This is a genomic window from Aromatoleum bremense (genome assembly GCF_017894365.1).
Lineage (GTDB): Bacteria > Pseudomonadota > Gammaproteobacteria > Burkholderiales > Rhodocyclaceae > Aromatoleum > Aromatoleum bremense.
Genome location: NZ_CP059467.1, coordinates 2,796,319 through 2,810,810, shown reverse-complemented (window position 1 = coordinate 2,810,810; position 14,492 = coordinate 2,796,319). Strand labels below are relative to the sequence as shown.

16 protein-coding genes and 1 other RNA gene are annotated in these 14,492 nt (G+C 67.8%); 6 read left to right on the top strand and 11 right to left on the bottom strand.

Going from position 1 to position 14,492, the window contains the following annotated elements:
* Positions 1 to 2: 2 nt before the first annotated feature.
* The 10 genes from pbN1_RS13220 to rsmI all read right to left on the bottom strand — a co-directional run bounded on the left by pbN1_RS13220 (position 3) and on the right by rsmI (position 9,517).
* On the bottom strand, positions 3 to 1,406 hold the full coding sequence (locus pbN1_RS13220; RefSeq protein ID WP_169201378.1) for a UDP-N-acetylmuramoyl-tripeptide--D-alanyl-D-alanine ligase: 1,404 nt from the start codon (positions 1,404 to 1,406) through the stop codon (positions 3 to 5).
* The gene (locus tag pbN1_RS13215) at positions 1,403 to 2,911 is read right to left on the bottom strand and encodes a UDP-N-acetylmuramoyl-L-alanyl-D-glutamate--2,6-diaminopimelate ligase (RefSeq protein ID WP_169201379.1); all 1,509 of its coding nucleotides are present in this window, start codon (positions 2,909 to 2,911) and stop codon (positions 1,403 to 1,405) included. Before pbN1_RS13215 ends, pbN1_RS13220 begins: the two co-directional genes overlap by 4 nt.
* Positions 2,908 to 4,662 carry a peptidoglycan D,D-transpeptidase FtsI family protein gene (locus tag pbN1_RS13210; protein ID WP_169201380.1) on the bottom strand — a complete coding sequence of 585 codons (1,755 nt, stop codon included), beginning with the start codon at positions 4,660 to 4,662 and terminating at the stop codon, positions 2,908 to 2,910. The genes pbN1_RS13215 and pbN1_RS13210 overlap by 4 nt, the downstream gene beginning before the upstream one ends.
* Positions 4,663 to 4,672: 10 nt before the next feature.
* A complete protein-coding gene (ftsL, locus tag pbN1_RS13205) occupies positions 4,673 to 4,966 on the bottom strand; it encodes a cell division protein FtsL (RefSeq protein WP_169201381.1) in 294 nt (97 codons plus the stop codon).
* Positions 4,963 to 5,901 carry a 16S rRNA (cytosine(1402)-N(4))-methyltransferase RsmH gene (gene rsmH, locus pbN1_RS13200; protein ID WP_169201382.1) on the bottom strand — a complete coding sequence of 313 codons (939 nt, stop codon included), beginning with the start codon at positions 5,899 to 5,901 and terminating at the stop codon, positions 4,963 to 4,965. Before rsmH ends, ftsL begins: the two co-directional genes overlap by 4 nt.
* Positions 5,898 to 6,341, bottom strand: a complete 444-nt coding sequence (gene mraZ, locus pbN1_RS13195; protein WP_169201383.1) for a division/cell wall cluster transcriptional repressor MraZ — start codon at positions 6,339 to 6,341, stop codon at positions 5,898 to 5,900. Before mraZ ends, rsmH begins: the two co-directional genes overlap by 4 nt.
* A 295-nt stretch (positions 6,342 to 6,636) precedes the next feature.
* An RNA gene (rnpB, locus tag pbN1_RS13190) (RNase P RNA component class A) lies at positions 6,637 to 7,064 on the bottom strand.
* Between the two features lie 23 nt (positions 7,065 to 7,087).
* Positions 7,088 to 7,510 carry a hypothetical protein gene (locus pbN1_RS13185; protein WP_169202911.1) on the bottom strand — a complete coding sequence of 141 codons (423 nt, stop codon included), beginning with the start codon at positions 7,508 to 7,510 and terminating at the stop codon, positions 7,088 to 7,090.
* Positions 7,511 to 7,522: 12 nt separating this feature from the next.
* On the bottom strand, positions 7,523 to 8,557 hold the full coding sequence (gene pyrC, locus pbN1_RS13180) for a dihydroorotase (protein ID WP_169202912.1): 1,035 nt from the start codon (positions 8,555 to 8,557) through the stop codon (positions 7,523 to 7,525).
* A 99-nt stretch (positions 8,558 to 8,656) separates the two neighbouring features.
* Positions 8,657 to 9,517: a 16S rRNA (cytidine(1402)-2'-O)-methyltransferase gene (gene rsmI, locus pbN1_RS13175; protein WP_169202913.1), complete on the bottom strand. Its 861-nt coding sequence runs from the start codon at positions 9,515 to 9,517 to the stop codon at positions 8,657 to 8,659.
* Between rsmI and pbN1_RS13170 the strand changes: the two genes are divergently transcribed.
* The 3 genes from pbN1_RS13170 (at position 9,516) to pbN1_RS13160 (ending at position 11,270) form a co-directional block, all read left to right on the top strand.
* Entirely contained in the window at positions 9,516 to 9,935 is a 420-nt protein-coding gene (locus tag pbN1_RS13170) for a YraN family protein (protein ID WP_169202914.1), read from the top strand. The two genes, rsmI and pbN1_RS13170, sit on opposite strands and share 2 nt — an antisense overlap.
* Before the next feature lie 100 nt (positions 9,936 to 10,035).
* Positions 10,036 to 10,632, top strand: a complete 597-nt coding sequence (locus tag pbN1_RS13165) for a phosphoheptose isomerase (RefSeq protein ID WP_169202915.1) — start codon at positions 10,036 to 10,038, stop codon at positions 10,630 to 10,632.
* Positions 10,629 to 11,270, top strand: a complete 642-nt coding sequence (locus pbN1_RS13160; protein ID WP_169202916.1) for a BON domain-containing protein — start codon at positions 10,629 to 10,631, stop codon at positions 11,268 to 11,270. The genes pbN1_RS13165 and pbN1_RS13160 overlap by 4 nt, the downstream gene beginning before the upstream one ends.
* A 43-nt stretch (positions 11,271 to 11,313) precedes the next feature.
* Here pbN1_RS13160 and mpl read toward each other — a convergent pair whose 3' ends face one another.
* Positions 11,314 to 12,669 carry a UDP-N-acetylmuramate:L-alanyl-gamma-D-glutamyl-meso-diaminopimelate ligase gene (gene mpl, locus pbN1_RS13155; protein ID WP_169202917.1) on the bottom strand — a complete coding sequence of 452 codons (1,356 nt, stop codon included), beginning with the start codon at positions 12,667 to 12,669 and terminating at the stop codon, positions 11,314 to 11,316.
* A gap of 97 nt (positions 12,670 to 12,766) precedes the next feature.
* On the opposite strand from mpl, the gene pbN1_RS13150 reads away from it, so the two are divergent.
* The 3 genes from pbN1_RS13150 (at position 12,767) to aroQ (ending at position 14,468) form a co-directional block, all read left to right on the top strand.
* Positions 12,767 to 13,369: a hypothetical protein gene (locus pbN1_RS13150; RefSeq protein WP_169202918.1), complete on the top strand. Its 603-nt coding sequence runs from the start codon at positions 12,767 to 12,769 to the stop codon at positions 13,367 to 13,369.
* Entirely contained in the window at positions 13,366 to 13,914 is a 549-nt protein-coding gene (locus pbN1_RS13145) for a TlpA family protein disulfide reductase (RefSeq protein ID WP_169202919.1), read from the top strand. The genes pbN1_RS13150 and pbN1_RS13145 overlap by 4 nt, the downstream gene beginning before the upstream one ends.
* Positions 13,915 to 13,976: 62 nt before the next feature.
* On the top strand, positions 13,977 to 14,468 hold the full coding sequence (aroQ, locus tag pbN1_RS13140; RefSeq protein ID WP_169202920.1) for a type II 3-dehydroquinate dehydratase: 492 nt from the start codon (positions 13,977 to 13,979) through the stop codon (positions 14,466 to 14,468).
* Positions 14,469 to 14,492 lie beyond the last annotated feature (24 nt).

The following is a 14,492-nucleotide window of genomic DNA, read 5'->3' as shown; positions in this document are numbered from 1 at the left end:
GATTACTTTGTTTCCGTTGAGGGGGCGCCATTGTGCACCGCCGCAAGGGCGTCCGCCACCCGTTCCATGCGCATGAAGCGCGAGCCTTTGACGAGCACCACGGTGTCGCCATCGAGCTTTCTCGTCAGCGCCGCGACCAGCGCTTCGACGCTCGCGAAATGATGCCCGCCGTCGCCGAAGTTGCTCGCCGCCACCGCGCTCATTTCGCCGAGCGCGAACAGCGCGTCCACACCCTTGCTTTTGGCATAGCCGCCGATCTCGTCGTGTACCTGCGCGCTCGTCCAGCCGATTTCGCCCATGTCGCCGAGGACCAGGATCTTCTGCCCCGGGGTCGCCGCCAGCACGTCGATCCCGGCGCGCAGCGAATCGGGATTCGCGTTGTAACTGTCGTCGAGGACCACTGCGCCGTTCGGCCCGGCCCGCCGCTGCAGCCGTCCCCGTGTGCCCGTGTAGGCCGCGAGTCCTTCAGCGATGGCCTCGGGACTCGCCCCGGCGGCAAGGCACGCCGCAGCGGCCCCGGTCGCGTTCCTGGCGTTGTGTTCGCCCGGCACCTGCAGGTCGACGGCGATGCGCCCTGCCGGAGTCGTCATGTCGACATGGGAGCCAAGCCCGCGCAGCGTGCAGAGGCCGGCGACATCCGCCTCGGGCGTGAGCGCAAAGGTGAGGACGCGACGAGCCGCATTGAGCTTCCGCCAGTACCCCGCCTGCGTATCGTCGGCGTTGATGACTGCGACACCGTCCGGTCCGAGCGCCTCGTAGATCGCGCCCTTTTCGCGGGCGATCCCGATCACCGTGCCCATCCCCTGCAGATGCGCGCGCTGCGCATTCGTCACGACCGCGACGGTGGGCCGCGCGAGGCCGGCGAGATAGGCGATTTCGCCGGGGCGGTTCATGCCCATCTCGACGATCGCCGCACGGTGACTGCTGCGCAGTTCGAGCAGCGTCAGCGGCAGACCGATGTCGTTGTTCAGGTTGCCGGCCGTCGCCAGCACCGCTTCCGCGCCGTAGCCGTCGCGCCGGGCCTGCGCGCGCATGACCGCAGTGCACATCTCCTTGACCGTGGTCTTGCCGTTGCTGCCCGTGACCCCGATCACGGGGATCGCAAAGCGCGCCCGCCAGTGCGCCGCAAGCCGCCCGAGGGCTAGCCGCGTGTCCGCGACGACGAGCAGCGGCAACGGCGACGGGCCGCCCTGCGCGCCCGCCCACTGCGCATCGACGAGCGCCGCAGCCGCCCCTGCGGCCGCCGCCTGCGCGACGAATTCATGGCCGTCGAAGCGTTCGCCACGCAGCGCGACGAAAAGCTGCCCGGCCGTGATCTTCCGGCTGTCGGTTCCCACCAAACCGAACTGCCCCGGCGTCGTCGTGACCACACCCAGAGCTTGCGCCGCTTCGTGCAGCGTCATCATTGGTCTGCTCCCTGGCTTCGATTCCATGCGTGCAGCGCAAGTCGCGCCTGCTCGACGTCGGAGAACGGCAAGCGCACGCCCAGCACCTCCTGGTAAGGCTCATGCCCCTTGCCGGCGAGCACGATCACGTCGTTGGCCCCCGCTTCGCCGATCGCGATGCGGATCGCCTGCGCGCGATCGACGACCGGTTCGGCGTCGGGACCGGCACCCTGCAGGATCGCGTCGATGATTTTCAGCGGATCTTCGCTGCGCGGGTTGTCGCTGGTGATGATGACGCGGTCGGCAAGCGTGCGCGCGACATCACCCATCATCGGCCGCTTGCCCGCGTCGCGGTCGCCGCCGCAGCCGAACACGCACACCACGCGACCACCGCGCGCATGCGCCGTGCTGCGCACCGACTCGAGCACCTTGGCGAGCGCGTCGGGCGAGTGCGCGTAGTCGACGACTATCAGCGGCTCGCCGACGCCGCCCACCAGCTGCATGCGCCCCGCCGGCGGTGTCAGCCGCGACACGGCCCGCAGGATGTCGTCCATCGGCACATCGCGGACCAGCAGCGATCCGATCACCGCCATCAGGTTCGAGACATTGAATGGCGCGACCATGCGTACCTGCACGTCATGAAGCCCGCCGTCCCAGCCGAGCGCGAAGCGCAGGCCCGACGGGACGTGCCGCTCCCCTGCTGCGACCAGCATGCGCGCGCCCGGCACCGCGCCGGCACGGTCCGCGAAGCGCGTATAGCCGATCACCGGCATACCGCCCGCCGCGAGCCGCCGCGCCTGGGCGAGGCCGAAGCCGTCGTCGAAATTGATCACCGCGGCGCGGATGCCCGGCAGGTCGAACAGGCGCGCCTTGGCCGCGGCATAGGTTTCCATGCTGCCGTGGTAATCGAGATGATCGCGGGTCAGGTTCGTGAACACCGCGACGTCGAACTCGACGCCATTGACGCGCTCCTGGTCGAGCCCGATCGACGACACTTCCATTGCCGCCGCGCCAGCCCCCTCGGCGACGAACGCGGCGAGCATGCGGTGCAGTTCGAGCGCGTCGGGCGTCGTATTGCCGCTATCGACGAGCCGGCCGGGAAAACCGCAGCCCAGCGTGCCGATGACGCCGCAGCGCAGGCCAAGCCCGGCCAGCGCGCCGGCGAGCCACTGGCTCACCGTCGTCTTGCCGTTGGTGCCCGTCACGCCGGCGACCCACAGCTTGTGCGACGGACGGGCGTGGATCTCGTGCGCGAGGAAGCCGCCGACGCTGCGCAAGCCGGGCACCGGCAGGGCCGGCACCGACAGCGCTTCGAGCCGCATACCGTCGCTGTCGTCCCACAGCACCGCGGCGGCGCCGCGCTCGATGGCGGCGGCAACGTAGCGGCGACCGTCGGTCGCGAATCCGGGCCACGCGGCAAACAGCTCGCCGCGCTGCAGGCGGCGCGAGTCAGCCGTGATGCCCGCCACGGCGACACCGGCCAGACGCAGCCGTTCGAGGATTTCACGGGCGCGGGCGGCGCTCACATGCCCCTCCGTGCGGTTCGTGCCTGCTCCGCCTTGCTGGCAACCTGCAGCGGAACGAGCGGCGCATCCGGCGCTACGCCCAGGACCCGCAACGCGCCTTCGGTGATCTGCGCGAAAACCGGCGCCGCGACCGTCCCGCCAAAATATTGACCGGCAGAAGGTTCATCGATCATCACCGCTACGATAAGTCGCGGATCGGACGCCGGGGCGAAACCGACAAAGGACGATACATATTTGTTCGCATATCGTCCGCCCTCGATCTTGTGCGCCGTGCCGGTCTTGCCGGCAACGCGGTAGCCGCGGATCTGCGCGCGCGGCGCGGTGCCGCCGGGGCCGGCCGCGAGCTCGAGCATGTACCGCATCTCGCGCGCCGTCTCGACCGAATACACGCGCTTGCCGGCAGCCAGCGGGATGTCGACGCGCGTCAGCGAAAGCGGCAGCAGTTCGCCGTCGCGCGCGAACGCGAGATAGGCGTGCGCCATCTGGATGAGGCTCACGGAAATGCCGTGGCCGAACGACATCGTCGCCTGCTCGATCGGTTTCCACGTCTTCACGGGACGCAGCCGCCCGCTCGCTTCACCGGGAAAGCCAAGATCGAGCGGCGTGCCGAAACCGAGCTCGTTGAACATGCGCCACATTTCCTCGGGAGTGAGGTTCATCGCCATTTTGACCGTACCGACGTTCGACGATTTCTGGATCACTTCCATAACGGTCAGCGCGCCGTGCCGGTGCGAGTCGGAAATCGTCGCCCGCCCGATCGACACCCGCCCCGGCGCGGTGTCGATGACGGTGGTCGGCTCGACCTTGCCGCGATCGAGCGCGAGTCCGACGACGAAAGGCTTCATCGTCGAGCCGGGCTCGTACGTGTCCGTGAAGACGCGGTTGCGCAATTGCGCGCCGCTGAGGTTGGTACGGTTGTTCGGGTTGTAGGTCGGCGCGTTGACCAGGGCCAGCACTTCGCCGGTGCGCACGTCGAGCACCACCGCCGCGCCCGCCTTGGCCTTGTGCGTCTGCATCGCCTGGTTCAGCGCGGAGTAGGCGAGATACTGGATCTTGGCGTCCATCGCCAGCACGAGGTCCTGGCCGTCGTGCGGCGGACGGATCGCCTCGACATCCTCGACAACCTGGCCGCGCCGGTCGCGGATGACCCGCCGCGCGCCGGGCGTGCCGGTCAGCAGCTTGTCGAATGCGAGCTCGACGCCTTCCTGGCCCTTGTCGTCGACGCCGGTGAAACCGAGCACGTGCGCCATCACTTCGCCGCCCGGGTAGTAGCGCCGGTATTCCTGCTGCTGGTGGATGCCGGGAAGCTTCAGCGCGGCGATTTCCTGCGCCAGTTCGGGCGACAGCTGGCGCTTCAGATAGACGAAGTCGTGACTGGTCGCGAGCCGTCCGTTCAGCTCCTCGACACTCGTTTCAAGCAGTTCGGCGAGCTTGCGCCCGTCCGCCGGCGACAGCCGCGCATCCGACGGAATCGCCCAGATCGAGCGCACCGGCGTGCTGATCGCCAGCACGTCGCCGTGCCGGTCGATGACGCGGCCCCGCGTCGCCGGCACCTCGATCGCGCGGGCGTAGCGCGATTCGCCCTTCGCCTGCAGGAACTCGTTGTTGACCCCCTGCAGATACAGCGCACGCCCGACCAGTGCCAGCAGGCAGGCAAGAAGGGCGGACATCACCAGCCGCGAACGCCATGCCGGAAGAACGTTCTTCAGCAGCGGGTTGTGGTTGAAGGGCAACGGGCGCTGTTTCCTCATGCGCACGTCCTCACTTCGGCAGTCCTGGTTCGGCGGACTCGTGCCCTCCTCCCACCGTGAGGACCTGTCCCGGTGCAGGAGGGCGCATGCCGATCCGTTCGCGCGCAATCTTCTCGACCCGCGCATGCGCGGCCCAGGTGCTTTGTTCGAGCTGCAGCTGCCCCCACTCGACTTCCAGGCTCTGGGCGCGCGCCTGTTCCCGCTCGAGCTCCGAGAACAGCTTGCGCGCCTGATGCTGGGCTGCGACCACCCCGAGCGCGCTGCTCACGACGAGCGCGACCAGAAACGCGTCCACGCGGATCATGCCGCGCCCCCTGCCCGCTCAGCGACACGCATCACCGCGCTGCGCGAGCGCGGGTTGGCGGCCACTTCGGCCGGCCCCGGCCGCTGGCTCTTGCCGACGAGCCGCAGGCGCGGTTGCGGCAGTTCGGCCGCCCGCAGCGGCAGCCGCGACGGCAGCTGCGGCGGACGCGATTCGTCACGCATGAAGCGCTTGACGATGCGGTCTTCGAGCGAATGGAAACTGATCACCACCAACCGGCCGCCGGGCTTGAGCCGCTCGACCGCAGCGGGCAGCACTAGCGACAGCTCTTCGAGCTCCTGATTGATGAAAATCCGTAGAGCTTGAAAGCTGCGCGTCGCCGGGTGCTGCCCCGGCTCGCGTGTACGGACCGCTTTTTCCACGATCTCGGCAAGCTGTCGAGTGCTTGCGACAGCCCCCCCTGCCCGAGCAGCTGCAATCGCCTTTGCAATCGCATAAGCAAACCGTTCTTCCCCATAATCCCTGAGCACCTCGGTGATTTGCGCGACCGACGCATCGGCCAGCCATTGCGCCACGGTCTGCCCGCGGCTCGTATCCATCCGCATGTCTAGCGGCGCGTCGAAACGAAAACTCATGCCCCGCGCCGCCTCGTCGAGCTGCGGCGAGGACACGCCCAGATCGAGCAATACGCCGTCGACGTGTTCCAGCCCGAGCCGGTCGAGTTCCTCGGCGAACGCGCTGAACGGGGCGTGGACGACGGTCAGCCGCGGATCGGGCAACGCGCGGGCGACCTCGATCGCGCGGGGATCGCGATCGAACGCGATCAGCCGTCCGCCGGCATCGAGCTTCGCGAGGACTGCCCTGCTGTGGCCGCCGCGGCCGAACGTGCCGTCGACATAGACCCCGCCAGGCTTGATCGCCAACGCCTCGACGGCCTCCGCGAGCAGCACGGTGACATGTTGCGGAGCGGCACTCACAGCGCGAGACTCTCGAATCCGGGGGGTAGCGCGTCGCCCGACAGCGCCAGCATCGTCTCCTGCTGCGCCTGCCAGCCCGCATCGGACCAAAGCTCGAAATGGGCCCCCTGACCGACCAGCCAGACCTGCTTTTCGAGCTGCGCCCATTGCCGCAGCGATGCGGCGAGCAGCACCCGCCCCGCCGCGTCGAGGCCTTCCTCCTGGGCGAAACCGACCAGCAGCCGCTTGAATGCGGACGTGCGCGGATCGAAGCCGGGCATTGCCGCGATCTGGTCGCGAATCGGTTCCCATACCGACAGCGGATAGACGAGCAGGCACTTGTGGGGGTGGGCGGTGATCACCAGGGGCGCGCCATCGGGGACGAGTGCGTCACGATGCCGTGCCGGAATCGCGAGGCGACCCTTCGCATCGAGACTGAGCGCAATGGCTCCCTGGAACATTCATCCCCCGCAATTCTTCTTCGAATGAAACGTCGTATGACACTTTGACCCACCAATTCCCACCGGTTCCCACTCTAGAGGAAAGGTAAACCCCGGTCAAGCCGCAAAAACGGACTTTTCCGTTGCTACACAATGACTTATGAAAAACATAAGGCTCCATATAAACCCTGAAAAATCAAGGCATATGATGGAAATCAATGAAAAATGAGTAAAATGCCGGTAAGGTTTACCCGCGGCGGACTACCCCTTCGCAGGGATGACACGGTGCTTCCGGGAGACTTTCGGGAAGGGGGGGGTGGGAAGTTCGCCGATAAGCCGGGTTCTGTCGAGCGCCTGCGACTCGCATCACAGGCACCGGGCAGTCATTCCTCTGGGCGCCGCGTTGCCGCGGCGCTCAAGCAGCCTACCCGGGAGCAGCGCGAGCCACGCCATTGCTCCCCTATTTGGCCTTGCCCCGGATGGGGTTTGCCGTGCCAGTCCTGTCGCCAGTCCTGCGGTGGGCTCTTACCCGACGAGGCTTGCGCCCTGCCCGCAACGACGCTCAACGCGCGCTGCGCACCATTTCACCCTTGCCTGATCTCCTTGCGGAGCCATCGGCGGTTTGCTTTCTGTTGCACTTTCCGTCGCCTCACGACGCCCGGCCGTTAGCCGGCATCCTGCTCTGCGGGGCCCGGACTTTCCTCCACGCACACGAGTGCACGCAGCGACTGCCTGGCGAACTTCCCGCGGCGATTATACGCGCGCGGTCACCGCGCCGCAGGGATAAAAGCGGCTACGCCTTCCTTCAGCTCGAACGTGCCGACGAGCGGTCCCGGTGGCGTTCCGGCTGCATTCTCCCAGTCCTGCACCTGGCATCCGGCCGTGCTGACGAGATACCAGCGATCCCCCTGATGCAGCGCCCACAGCCGGTCGCCGACCTCGAACACTTCGACGCGTGTCAGTTCGGTGCTGTCGGGATGGATCTCGACGCGCCGCTGGCACTGCGGCAGGCGCGACGCGATGACGGCCTGATTGACCGTGCTGCGCCAGAAATACGGCTTTTCGCGCACCAGGATCAACGCGTGCTGGCTGCCATCGATGACGTAGGCGGTGGCGCTGTTCTCGCACGCGGCCAGCGCCGGCAGCATCGCGACGGCGACGAGGGCACGCAGCACAATCGGCAGGTTCATCGCGACGTCCTGTCAGAGCACGCGCCACGCGACCGTTTCGCCGGCACGCAGCGGCACCAGCGGGTCGTCGTGCAGGTATTCGTAGGCGCTCGGCACTTCCCACGCGTCTTTCGCCAGCGTGATCCGCTCGGTGTTCGGCGCAAGGCCATAGAACGCGGGGCCGTTCAGGCTCGCGAAGGCCTCGAGCCGGTCGAGCGCTCCGGCCTGCTCGAACACTTCGGCGTACAGCTCGATCGCGGCGTGCGCGGTGTAGCAGCCGGCGCAGCCGCAGGCAGCCTCTTTTGCGGCGCGCGAGTGCGGCGCGGAGTCGGTGCCGAGGAAGAACTTCGCGTTGCCCGACGTCGCCGCTTCGACCAGCGCGCGGCGGTGGGTTTCGCGCTTGAGCACCGGCAGGCAGTAATGATGCGGGCGGATGCCGCCGGCGAAAATCGCGTTGCGGTTGAGCAGCAGGTGATGTGCCGTCACGGTCGCGCCGACATTGGGGCCGGCGTCCTGCACGAAGCGCGCGGCCTCGACGGTCGTGATGTGCTCGAAGACGACGCGCAGGGCGGGAAAGCGCGCCACCAGCGGCGCCAGGACCTGCTCGATGAATACCTGCTCGCGGTCGAACACGTCCACGTCGCCGTGTGTGACCTCGCCATGCACGCACAGCACCATGCCGAGCTTTTCCATGCGCTCGAGCACCGCGTGGACTTTTTCGATGCCGGTCACGCCCGCGTCGGAGTTCGTCGTCGCGCCGGCAGGATACAGCTTGACGGCGACGACCGCGCCGCTCGCCTTCGCGCGGTCGATTTCATCGGGCGGCGTGTTGTCGGTGAGGTACAGGCTCATCAGCGGCTCGAAGCGCAGGCCGGGCGGCACCGCGGCGAGGATGCGGGCACGGTATTCGAGCGCCTGCGCGGCAGTCGTCACCGGCGGTCGCAGGTTCGGCATGATCAGCGCGCGACCGAAACGGCGAGCGGTATGCGGCACGACCGTCGCCAGCGCTGCGCCATCGCGCACGTGCAGATGCCAGTCGTCGGGGCGGATCAGGGAAATCGTCTGCATGATGATCTTCGATTCGAAAGAGAAGCCCGGATGCGGGAATTCGGAGTCGGGAAGCTGGAACGGGGTTCGGGATGCGGCGCCGGCAATTATAGGCGCGGTTCAATCTCCCCTGAGTTCCAGCGCCCGCGCATAGAGCGCGTTCTTCGCCGCGCCGGTGATATCCGCTGCGAGCCGTGCGGCGGTCTTGACCGGCAGCTCCGCGATCAGCAGCGCCAGCACCCGCTCGGCCTGCGGATCCAGTCCTTCGCGCGCGGGCGCCCCTGACACCACCAGCACGAATTCGCCGCGCACCCGGTTCGGGTCCTCGGCAAGCCACGCCGTCGCCTCGCCGAGCGGCACCCGCACGATCTGCTCGAACAGCTTCGTCAGCTCGCGCGCGATCACGATCTCGCGCTCGGCTTCGAGCACTGCGGCGAGGTCCGCGACGCATTCGACGATGCGGTGCGGCGACTCGTAGAACACCAGCGGCACCGCGAGGGCGCGCAGCGCCTCGATGTCCGCGCGGCGCGCGGCGGACTTCGGCGGCAGGAAGCCGACGAAATGAAAGCCGTTGTCAACAAAGCCGGCCGCCGACAGCGCGGCGATCGCGGCGCACGGGCCGGGAACGGGCACCACCGGGAAGCCCGCCTCGCGCACCCGCGCGACCGCGCGTGCACCGGGGTCGGAGATTGCCGGCGTGCCGGCGTCGCTGATCAGCGCCACGTGCTGCCCCGCCTGCAGCATGCGGATCACCTGCCCGGCGGCCGCCTGCTCGTTGTGCTCGTGCAGCGCGACGAGTCGTGTAGCGATGCCGAGTGCATCGAGCAGGCGCTGGCTGTGGCGCGTGTCCTCGGCCGCGATCACATCCACGCCCGCCAGCACGGCCTGCGCGCGCGCGCTGATGTCCTGCAGGTTCCCGAGCGGCGTCGCCACCACATACAATGACGGCGTACTTGAAAGGGGCGAGGAGCCGTGAGCCATGAAAGGTGACCAGAACGTGAAGGAAGGCGCCATTGTCGGCGCCCCCGCGACCCGGAAGCAAGCGTCGGGAGCGGCAGCCGAAGCGCTCGCCGAACGCTTCCTCGCGCGCCGGGGGCTCGTCGTGCTGGCGCACAACGTGCGCTGCCGCGGCGGCGAGATCGATCTGGTGTGCCTCGACCAGGGCGTTGTCGTGTTCGTCGAAGTGCGGCTGCGCACCAACCCGCGCTTCGGCGGCGCCGCGGCCAGCATCACGCTGGCCAAGCAGCGGCGCATCGTCCTCGCGGCTCGGTGGTGGCTGGCGGGGGCCGGCCGCCGTCATGCCGGACGGCCATGCCGTTTCGACGCGGCGCTGCTCGCCGACCTCGACGAGGACGGCGTCGAATGGCTGAAAGCCGCCTTCGACGCCGATGGATCGTAAGCACGTGGCAAAGACGCTTCACCGCTCGCCCGTGCGACGCGGCGTCCGCGCGCCCGCATGCTAGACTTTTGCCCCCGACGAAGTGACCCGAAGGCCGCCCATGGACCTCATCCATCGCATCTCCAGACAATTCGAAGACAGCGCGCGCATCAAGCTCGACGCGCTCGAAGCGCTCGCCGCGCCGATCGCCGGGGCTGTGGAAATCATGATCGGCAGCCTGTTGAACAACGGCAAGATCCTGGCGTGCGGCAACGGCGGCTCGGCCGCGGACGCGCAGCATTTCGCGGCCGAACTGGTCAATCGCTTCGAGATGGAACGCCCTCCGCTCGCGGCGATCGCGCTGACGACCGACAGTTCGACCCTGACATCGATCGCCAACGATTACGACTTCACGCAGGTATTCTCCAAGCAGGTGCGGGCGCTCGGACATCCCGGCGACGTGCTGCTCGCGATCTCGACAAGCGGAAACTCGCCCAATGTCGTGGAGGCGATCGCGGCCGCGCACGAACGCGAAATGCGCGTCATCGCGCTGACCGGCAACGGCGGCGGACGCATCGGAGAGCTGCTCGGCGACGGCGACGTCCATCTGTGCGTTCCGGCGCAGCGCACCGCGCGCATCCAGGAAGTTCACCTGCTGACCCTGCACTGCCTGTGCGACGGCATCGATTGTCTGTTACTCGGAGTAGAAGACCAATGAGCGAATCACGCCCGCAAGTCACGCGCCGGACCTTCCTTCTCGGCCTGACCGCCACAGCCGCGCTGCCGGTCCTGCAAGGTTGCTTCCCCCTCGTCGCCGGCGGCGTCGGGGCCGGAGCGGCGATGGTGGCCGACCGGCGCACGTCGGGGGCCTACGTCGAGGACGAAGGGATCGAATGGCGCGCCGCCAGTGCGCTGCGCGACCGCATGGGCGACGCGGTGCACGTCAACGTGACCTCGTTCAACCGCAACGTCCTCCTCACCGGCGAAGCGCCTAGCGAAGCGCACCGCGCCGAAATCGAACGCGTCGTCAGCGGCGTGTCGAACGTGCGCGGTATCACGAACGAAGTGCAGGTCGCCGGCATCGCATCGCTGACGTCGCGCAGCAACGACTCGGTCATCACGTCGAAGGTCAAGGCCCGCTTCGTCGACGCCGCGACCTTCGGTGCGCACCACGTCAAAGTCGTCACCGAAGCCAGCACCGTCTATCTGCTCGGCCTGGTCACGCGCCGCGAAGCCGATGCCGCAACCGACGTCGCGCGCACCACCTCCGGCGTACGCAAGGTTGTGCGGGTATTCGAATACATCACAGACCAGGAAGCGCGCCGGCTCGACGGCCAGCGCAGCAGCGGTACGTAACAGGCGTTTTGCGAACCGGCGGCGGCCGCGCTGCGGCCTGCGCCTAGCGTCCCGTGTGCGCGAGCGCGGCGAGCAGCCTGTCATGGACGCCGCCGAATCCCCCGTTGCTCATCACCAGCACATGGTCCCCGGGCCGCGCTGCTGCCGCGACGTCGGCGACGAGCCGGTCGAGATCGTCGTACGTCGCACCCCGCTCGCCGAGCGGCGCCAGCGCGCCGGCAACGTCCCACCCCAGCCCGTTTGCGTAGCAATAGACGCGATCCGCCTGCGCGAGGCTCTCCGGCAGCCGGTCCTTCATGACGCCCAGCTTCATCGTGTTGGAGCGCGGCTCGAGCACCGCCAGGATGCGGCCTGCGGGTTCGCGCCGGCGCAGGCCTTCGACGGTCAGCGCGATCGCGGTCGGGTGGTGGGCGAAGTCGTCATACACGGTGATGCCGCGGACCTTTCCGCGCACTTCCATGCGGCGCTTGATTCCCCGGAAGCCGGCCAGGCTCGCGATCGCCTGCGCCGGCGTCACGCCGACATGGCGGGCTGCGGCAATCGCCGCCAGCGCATTGCTGCGGTTGTGGCTGCCGCTCATCGGCATCGCCACGCTGCCGACGATTTCGTCGCGCAAGCGGAATACGGCTTCGCTCTCATCCGCGCCCGCTGCCGCCGACCATTGCGCCCCGTTGCCGAACCATTCGAGCTCGGACCAGCAACCGCGCGCCACCACCCGCCTCAGGCTCTCCTCGGCGGCGTTCGCAATGATCCGGCCCGATGCCGGAATCGTGCGCACGAGATGATGGAATTGCGTTTCGATCGCGGCCAGATCGCTGAAGATATCGGCGTGATCGAACTCGAGGTTGTTCAGGATCGCGGTGCGCGGCCGGTAATGGACGAACTTCGACCGCTTGTCGCAGAACGCCGTGTCGTATTCGTCGGCCTCGATGACGAAGAACGGGGAATCGGTGAGGCGCGCCGAAACGCCGAAATTGCCCGGCACGCCGCCGACGAGGAAACCGGGCTCGAGACCGGCGTCCTCGAGCATCCACGCGAGCATCGACGTCGTCGTCGTCTTGCCGTGCGTGCCCGCGACCGCGAGCACCCAACGCCCCTGCAGCACGTTCTCGGCCAGCCACTGCGGCCCCGACACGTATGGCAGGCCGCGATCGAGAATCGCCTCGAGCAGCGGATTGCCGCGCGACACCGCGTTGCCGATGACGTAGACATCCGGCGCGAGATCGACCTGCACCGCGTCGTAGCCTTCGGTCAGGCCGATTCCCTGGGCCTCGAGCTGAGTGCTCATCGGCGGGTAGACGTTCGCGTCGCAGCCGGTAACGGTGTGCCCCGCCGAGCGGGCCAGCAGCGCAACGCCTCCCATGAAGGTGCCGCAGATGCCGAGAATGTGGATATGCATGAAAACTCCGGGAGCCGGGCGGCGTCTGAGGGTGATTGAAACCCGTCCGTGTAGAATGGGCGGCATTCTACATCGACCGTCTGCCGGACTCGCGACCATGACTTCCCGCGCGAATGCTTCCCGAAGCGGCAACCTGCGGCGCGGAGTTGCCGCGCTCGCCGCCCGCATGATGGCCGAGGACGGCATCAGCGACTTCGGCTTCGCGAAACGCAAGGCAGCCCGCCAGCTCGGCATCTCCGAATCCGAAGCGCTGCCCAACAACGCCGAGATCGAAGCCGAGCTGCGCGCGTGGCAGGCCCTGTACCAGGACGAAGAGCAGGCCGAGCGCCTGCTCGAAATGCGCTGCGCGGCGATCGAGGTGATGCGCCTGCTGGGCGAGTTCCGACCCTACCTCACGGGCGGCACGCTCGACGGCACCGCCGGGCGCTACACCGAAGTCGACATCGAGCTGTATCCCGAAAGCGCCAAGGACGTCGAGATCTTCTTCCTCAACCACGACATCGGCTACGAGCACCGCGAACCCCGGCGCGGCGCCGCGAATGCTCCGGAAGCGATCCTGAGCTTCGATTGGAACCACGTGCCGATCAGGCTTTCGCTCTACACCGTCCAGGCCGAGCGCGTCAGCCGCCGCAACATCGAGCGCGCACGCCTGCCGGCGGTCGAAGCGCTCGTTCAGGCAAGCGAAGGCCGGAGCGCATGAAGCGGGTCGGCGGGCGTCACCTCATCGTCGTCGCCGTCGCGGTGCTCGCCGCGGTGGCCGGTTTCCTGGTTTCTCGCGGCACATCCGATCCGGCCCCCGCCGCACAGGTCGATCCGGCGGCCGGGAACGCGATTCTCGCGCTGGCGCTGCCCGATTCGCACGGCGAACTGCAGGCGCTGCAGCAATGGCACGGCCGGGTGCTGGTGGTCAACTTCTGGGCGACGTGGTGCCCGCCGTGCCTGACCGAGATTCCGGACTTTGCCGCGGTCAGCCGCGGCTTTGCCGATTCCCCGGTCCAGTTCGTCGGCCTCGCCATCGACAAGGCCGAGAGCGTGCGAAAATTCGGCGCGGAGCACGACGTCCCGTATCCGCTCTTGATCGGCACGCAGCAAACGCTGGGGCTGACCACCGCGCTCGGAAACGCCGTACAGGCGCTGCCCTACACGATCATCTTCGACCGCACCGGGAAGATCGCACACATCAAGCTCGGCACCTTGAATCGCACTGAACTAGAAGGCAAAATCCGCGCACTCCTCGGCGAGTAATTCACCGCACCGCGCCGCGAGGCACTGGACAAAATGCGCCTAATTGCGGCAAACTTGCCGGCATGACGCGCCAAAAACGCAGTAAAAACCCAGATGCCGCGCCCCCGCCGCAGCCCCGGATCCTGGTCCTGCACGGGCCAAACCTCAACCTTCTCGGCACCCGCGAGCCCGATGTCTACGGCCGCACGACGCTTGCCGACATCCATTCCGCGATGGAAGCCCGCGGGCGCGCCGAAGGCGTCCTGGTCGAGTCGTTCCAGAGCAACCACGAAGGCCAGCTGATCGACCGGGTGCAGGCGTCTCCGCTGGAAGAGATCAGCTTCATCATCCTCAATCCGGCCGCTTACGCCCATACCAGCGTCGCGCTGCGCGACGCCCTCCTCGCGGTCGCGATCCCGTACGTCGAGGTGCATCTTTCCAACATTCATGCCCGTGACGCCTTCCGGCATCACTCCTATTTTTCCGACTGTGCAGCCGGCGTGATCTGCGGACTGGGCCCGTACGGCTACCTGGCCGCGCTCGAATACGCGCTCTCGCAGCTCCGGAAACCCTGACACCAAAACCCCCGGGCGCCCCCG

Excerpts from the sequence above, each read along its gene's own strand:
- mraZ (WP_169201383.1), bottom strand. The coding sequence starts at position 6,341 with ATGTTCCAGGGAGCCATTGCGCTCAGTCTCGATGCGAAGGGTCGCCTC.
- pbN1_RS13160 (WP_169202916.1), top strand. The coding sequence starts at position 10,629 with ATGAGCGAATCACGCCCGCAAGTCACGCGCCGGACCTTCCTTCTCGGC.
- pbN1_RS13145 (WP_169202919.1), top strand. The coding sequence starts at position 13,366 with ATGAAGCGGGTCGGCGGGCGTCACCTCATCGTCGTCGCCGTCGCGGTG.
- pyrC (WP_169202912.1), bottom strand. The coding sequence starts at position 8,557 with ATGCAGACGATTTCCCTGATCCGCCCCGACGACTGGCATCTGCACGTG.
- pbN1_RS13170 (WP_169202914.1), top strand. The coding sequence starts at position 9,516 with ATGAAAGGTGACCAGAACGTGAAGGAAGGCGCCATTGTCGGCGCCCCC.
- pbN1_RS13210 (WP_169201380.1), bottom strand. The coding sequence starts at position 4,662 with ATGAGGAAACAGCGCCCGTTGCCCTTCAACCACAACCCGCTGCTGAAG.
- rsmI (WP_169202913.1), bottom strand. The coding sequence starts at position 9,517 with ATGGCTCACGGCTCCTCGCCCCTTTCAAGTACGCCGTCATTGTATGTG.
- pbN1_RS13185 (WP_169202911.1), bottom strand. The coding sequence starts at position 7,510 with ATGAACCTGCCGATTGTGCTGCGTGCCCTCGTCGCCGTCGCGATGCTG.
- ftsL (WP_169201381.1), bottom strand. The coding sequence starts at position 4,966 with ATGATCCGCGTGGACGCGTTTCTGGTCGCGCTCGTCGTGAGCAGCGCG.
- pbN1_RS13220 (WP_169201378.1), bottom strand. The coding sequence starts at position 1,406 with ATGATGACGCTGCACGAAGCGGCGCAAGCTCTGGGTGTGGTCACGACG.
- pbN1_RS13150 (WP_169202918.1), top strand. The coding sequence starts at position 12,767 with ATGACTTCCCGCGCGAATGCTTCCCGAAGCGGCAACCTGCGGCGCGGA.
- aroQ (WP_169202920.1), top strand. The coding sequence starts at position 13,977 with ATGACGCGCCAAAAACGCAGTAAAAACCCAGATGCCGCGCCCCCGCCG.
- pbN1_RS13165 (WP_169202915.1), top strand. The coding sequence starts at position 10,036 with ATGGACCTCATCCATCGCATCTCCAGACAATTCGAAGACAGCGCGCGC.
- mpl (WP_169202917.1), bottom strand. The coding sequence starts at position 12,669 with ATGCATATCCACATTCTCGGCATCTGCGGCACCTTCATGGGAGGCGTT.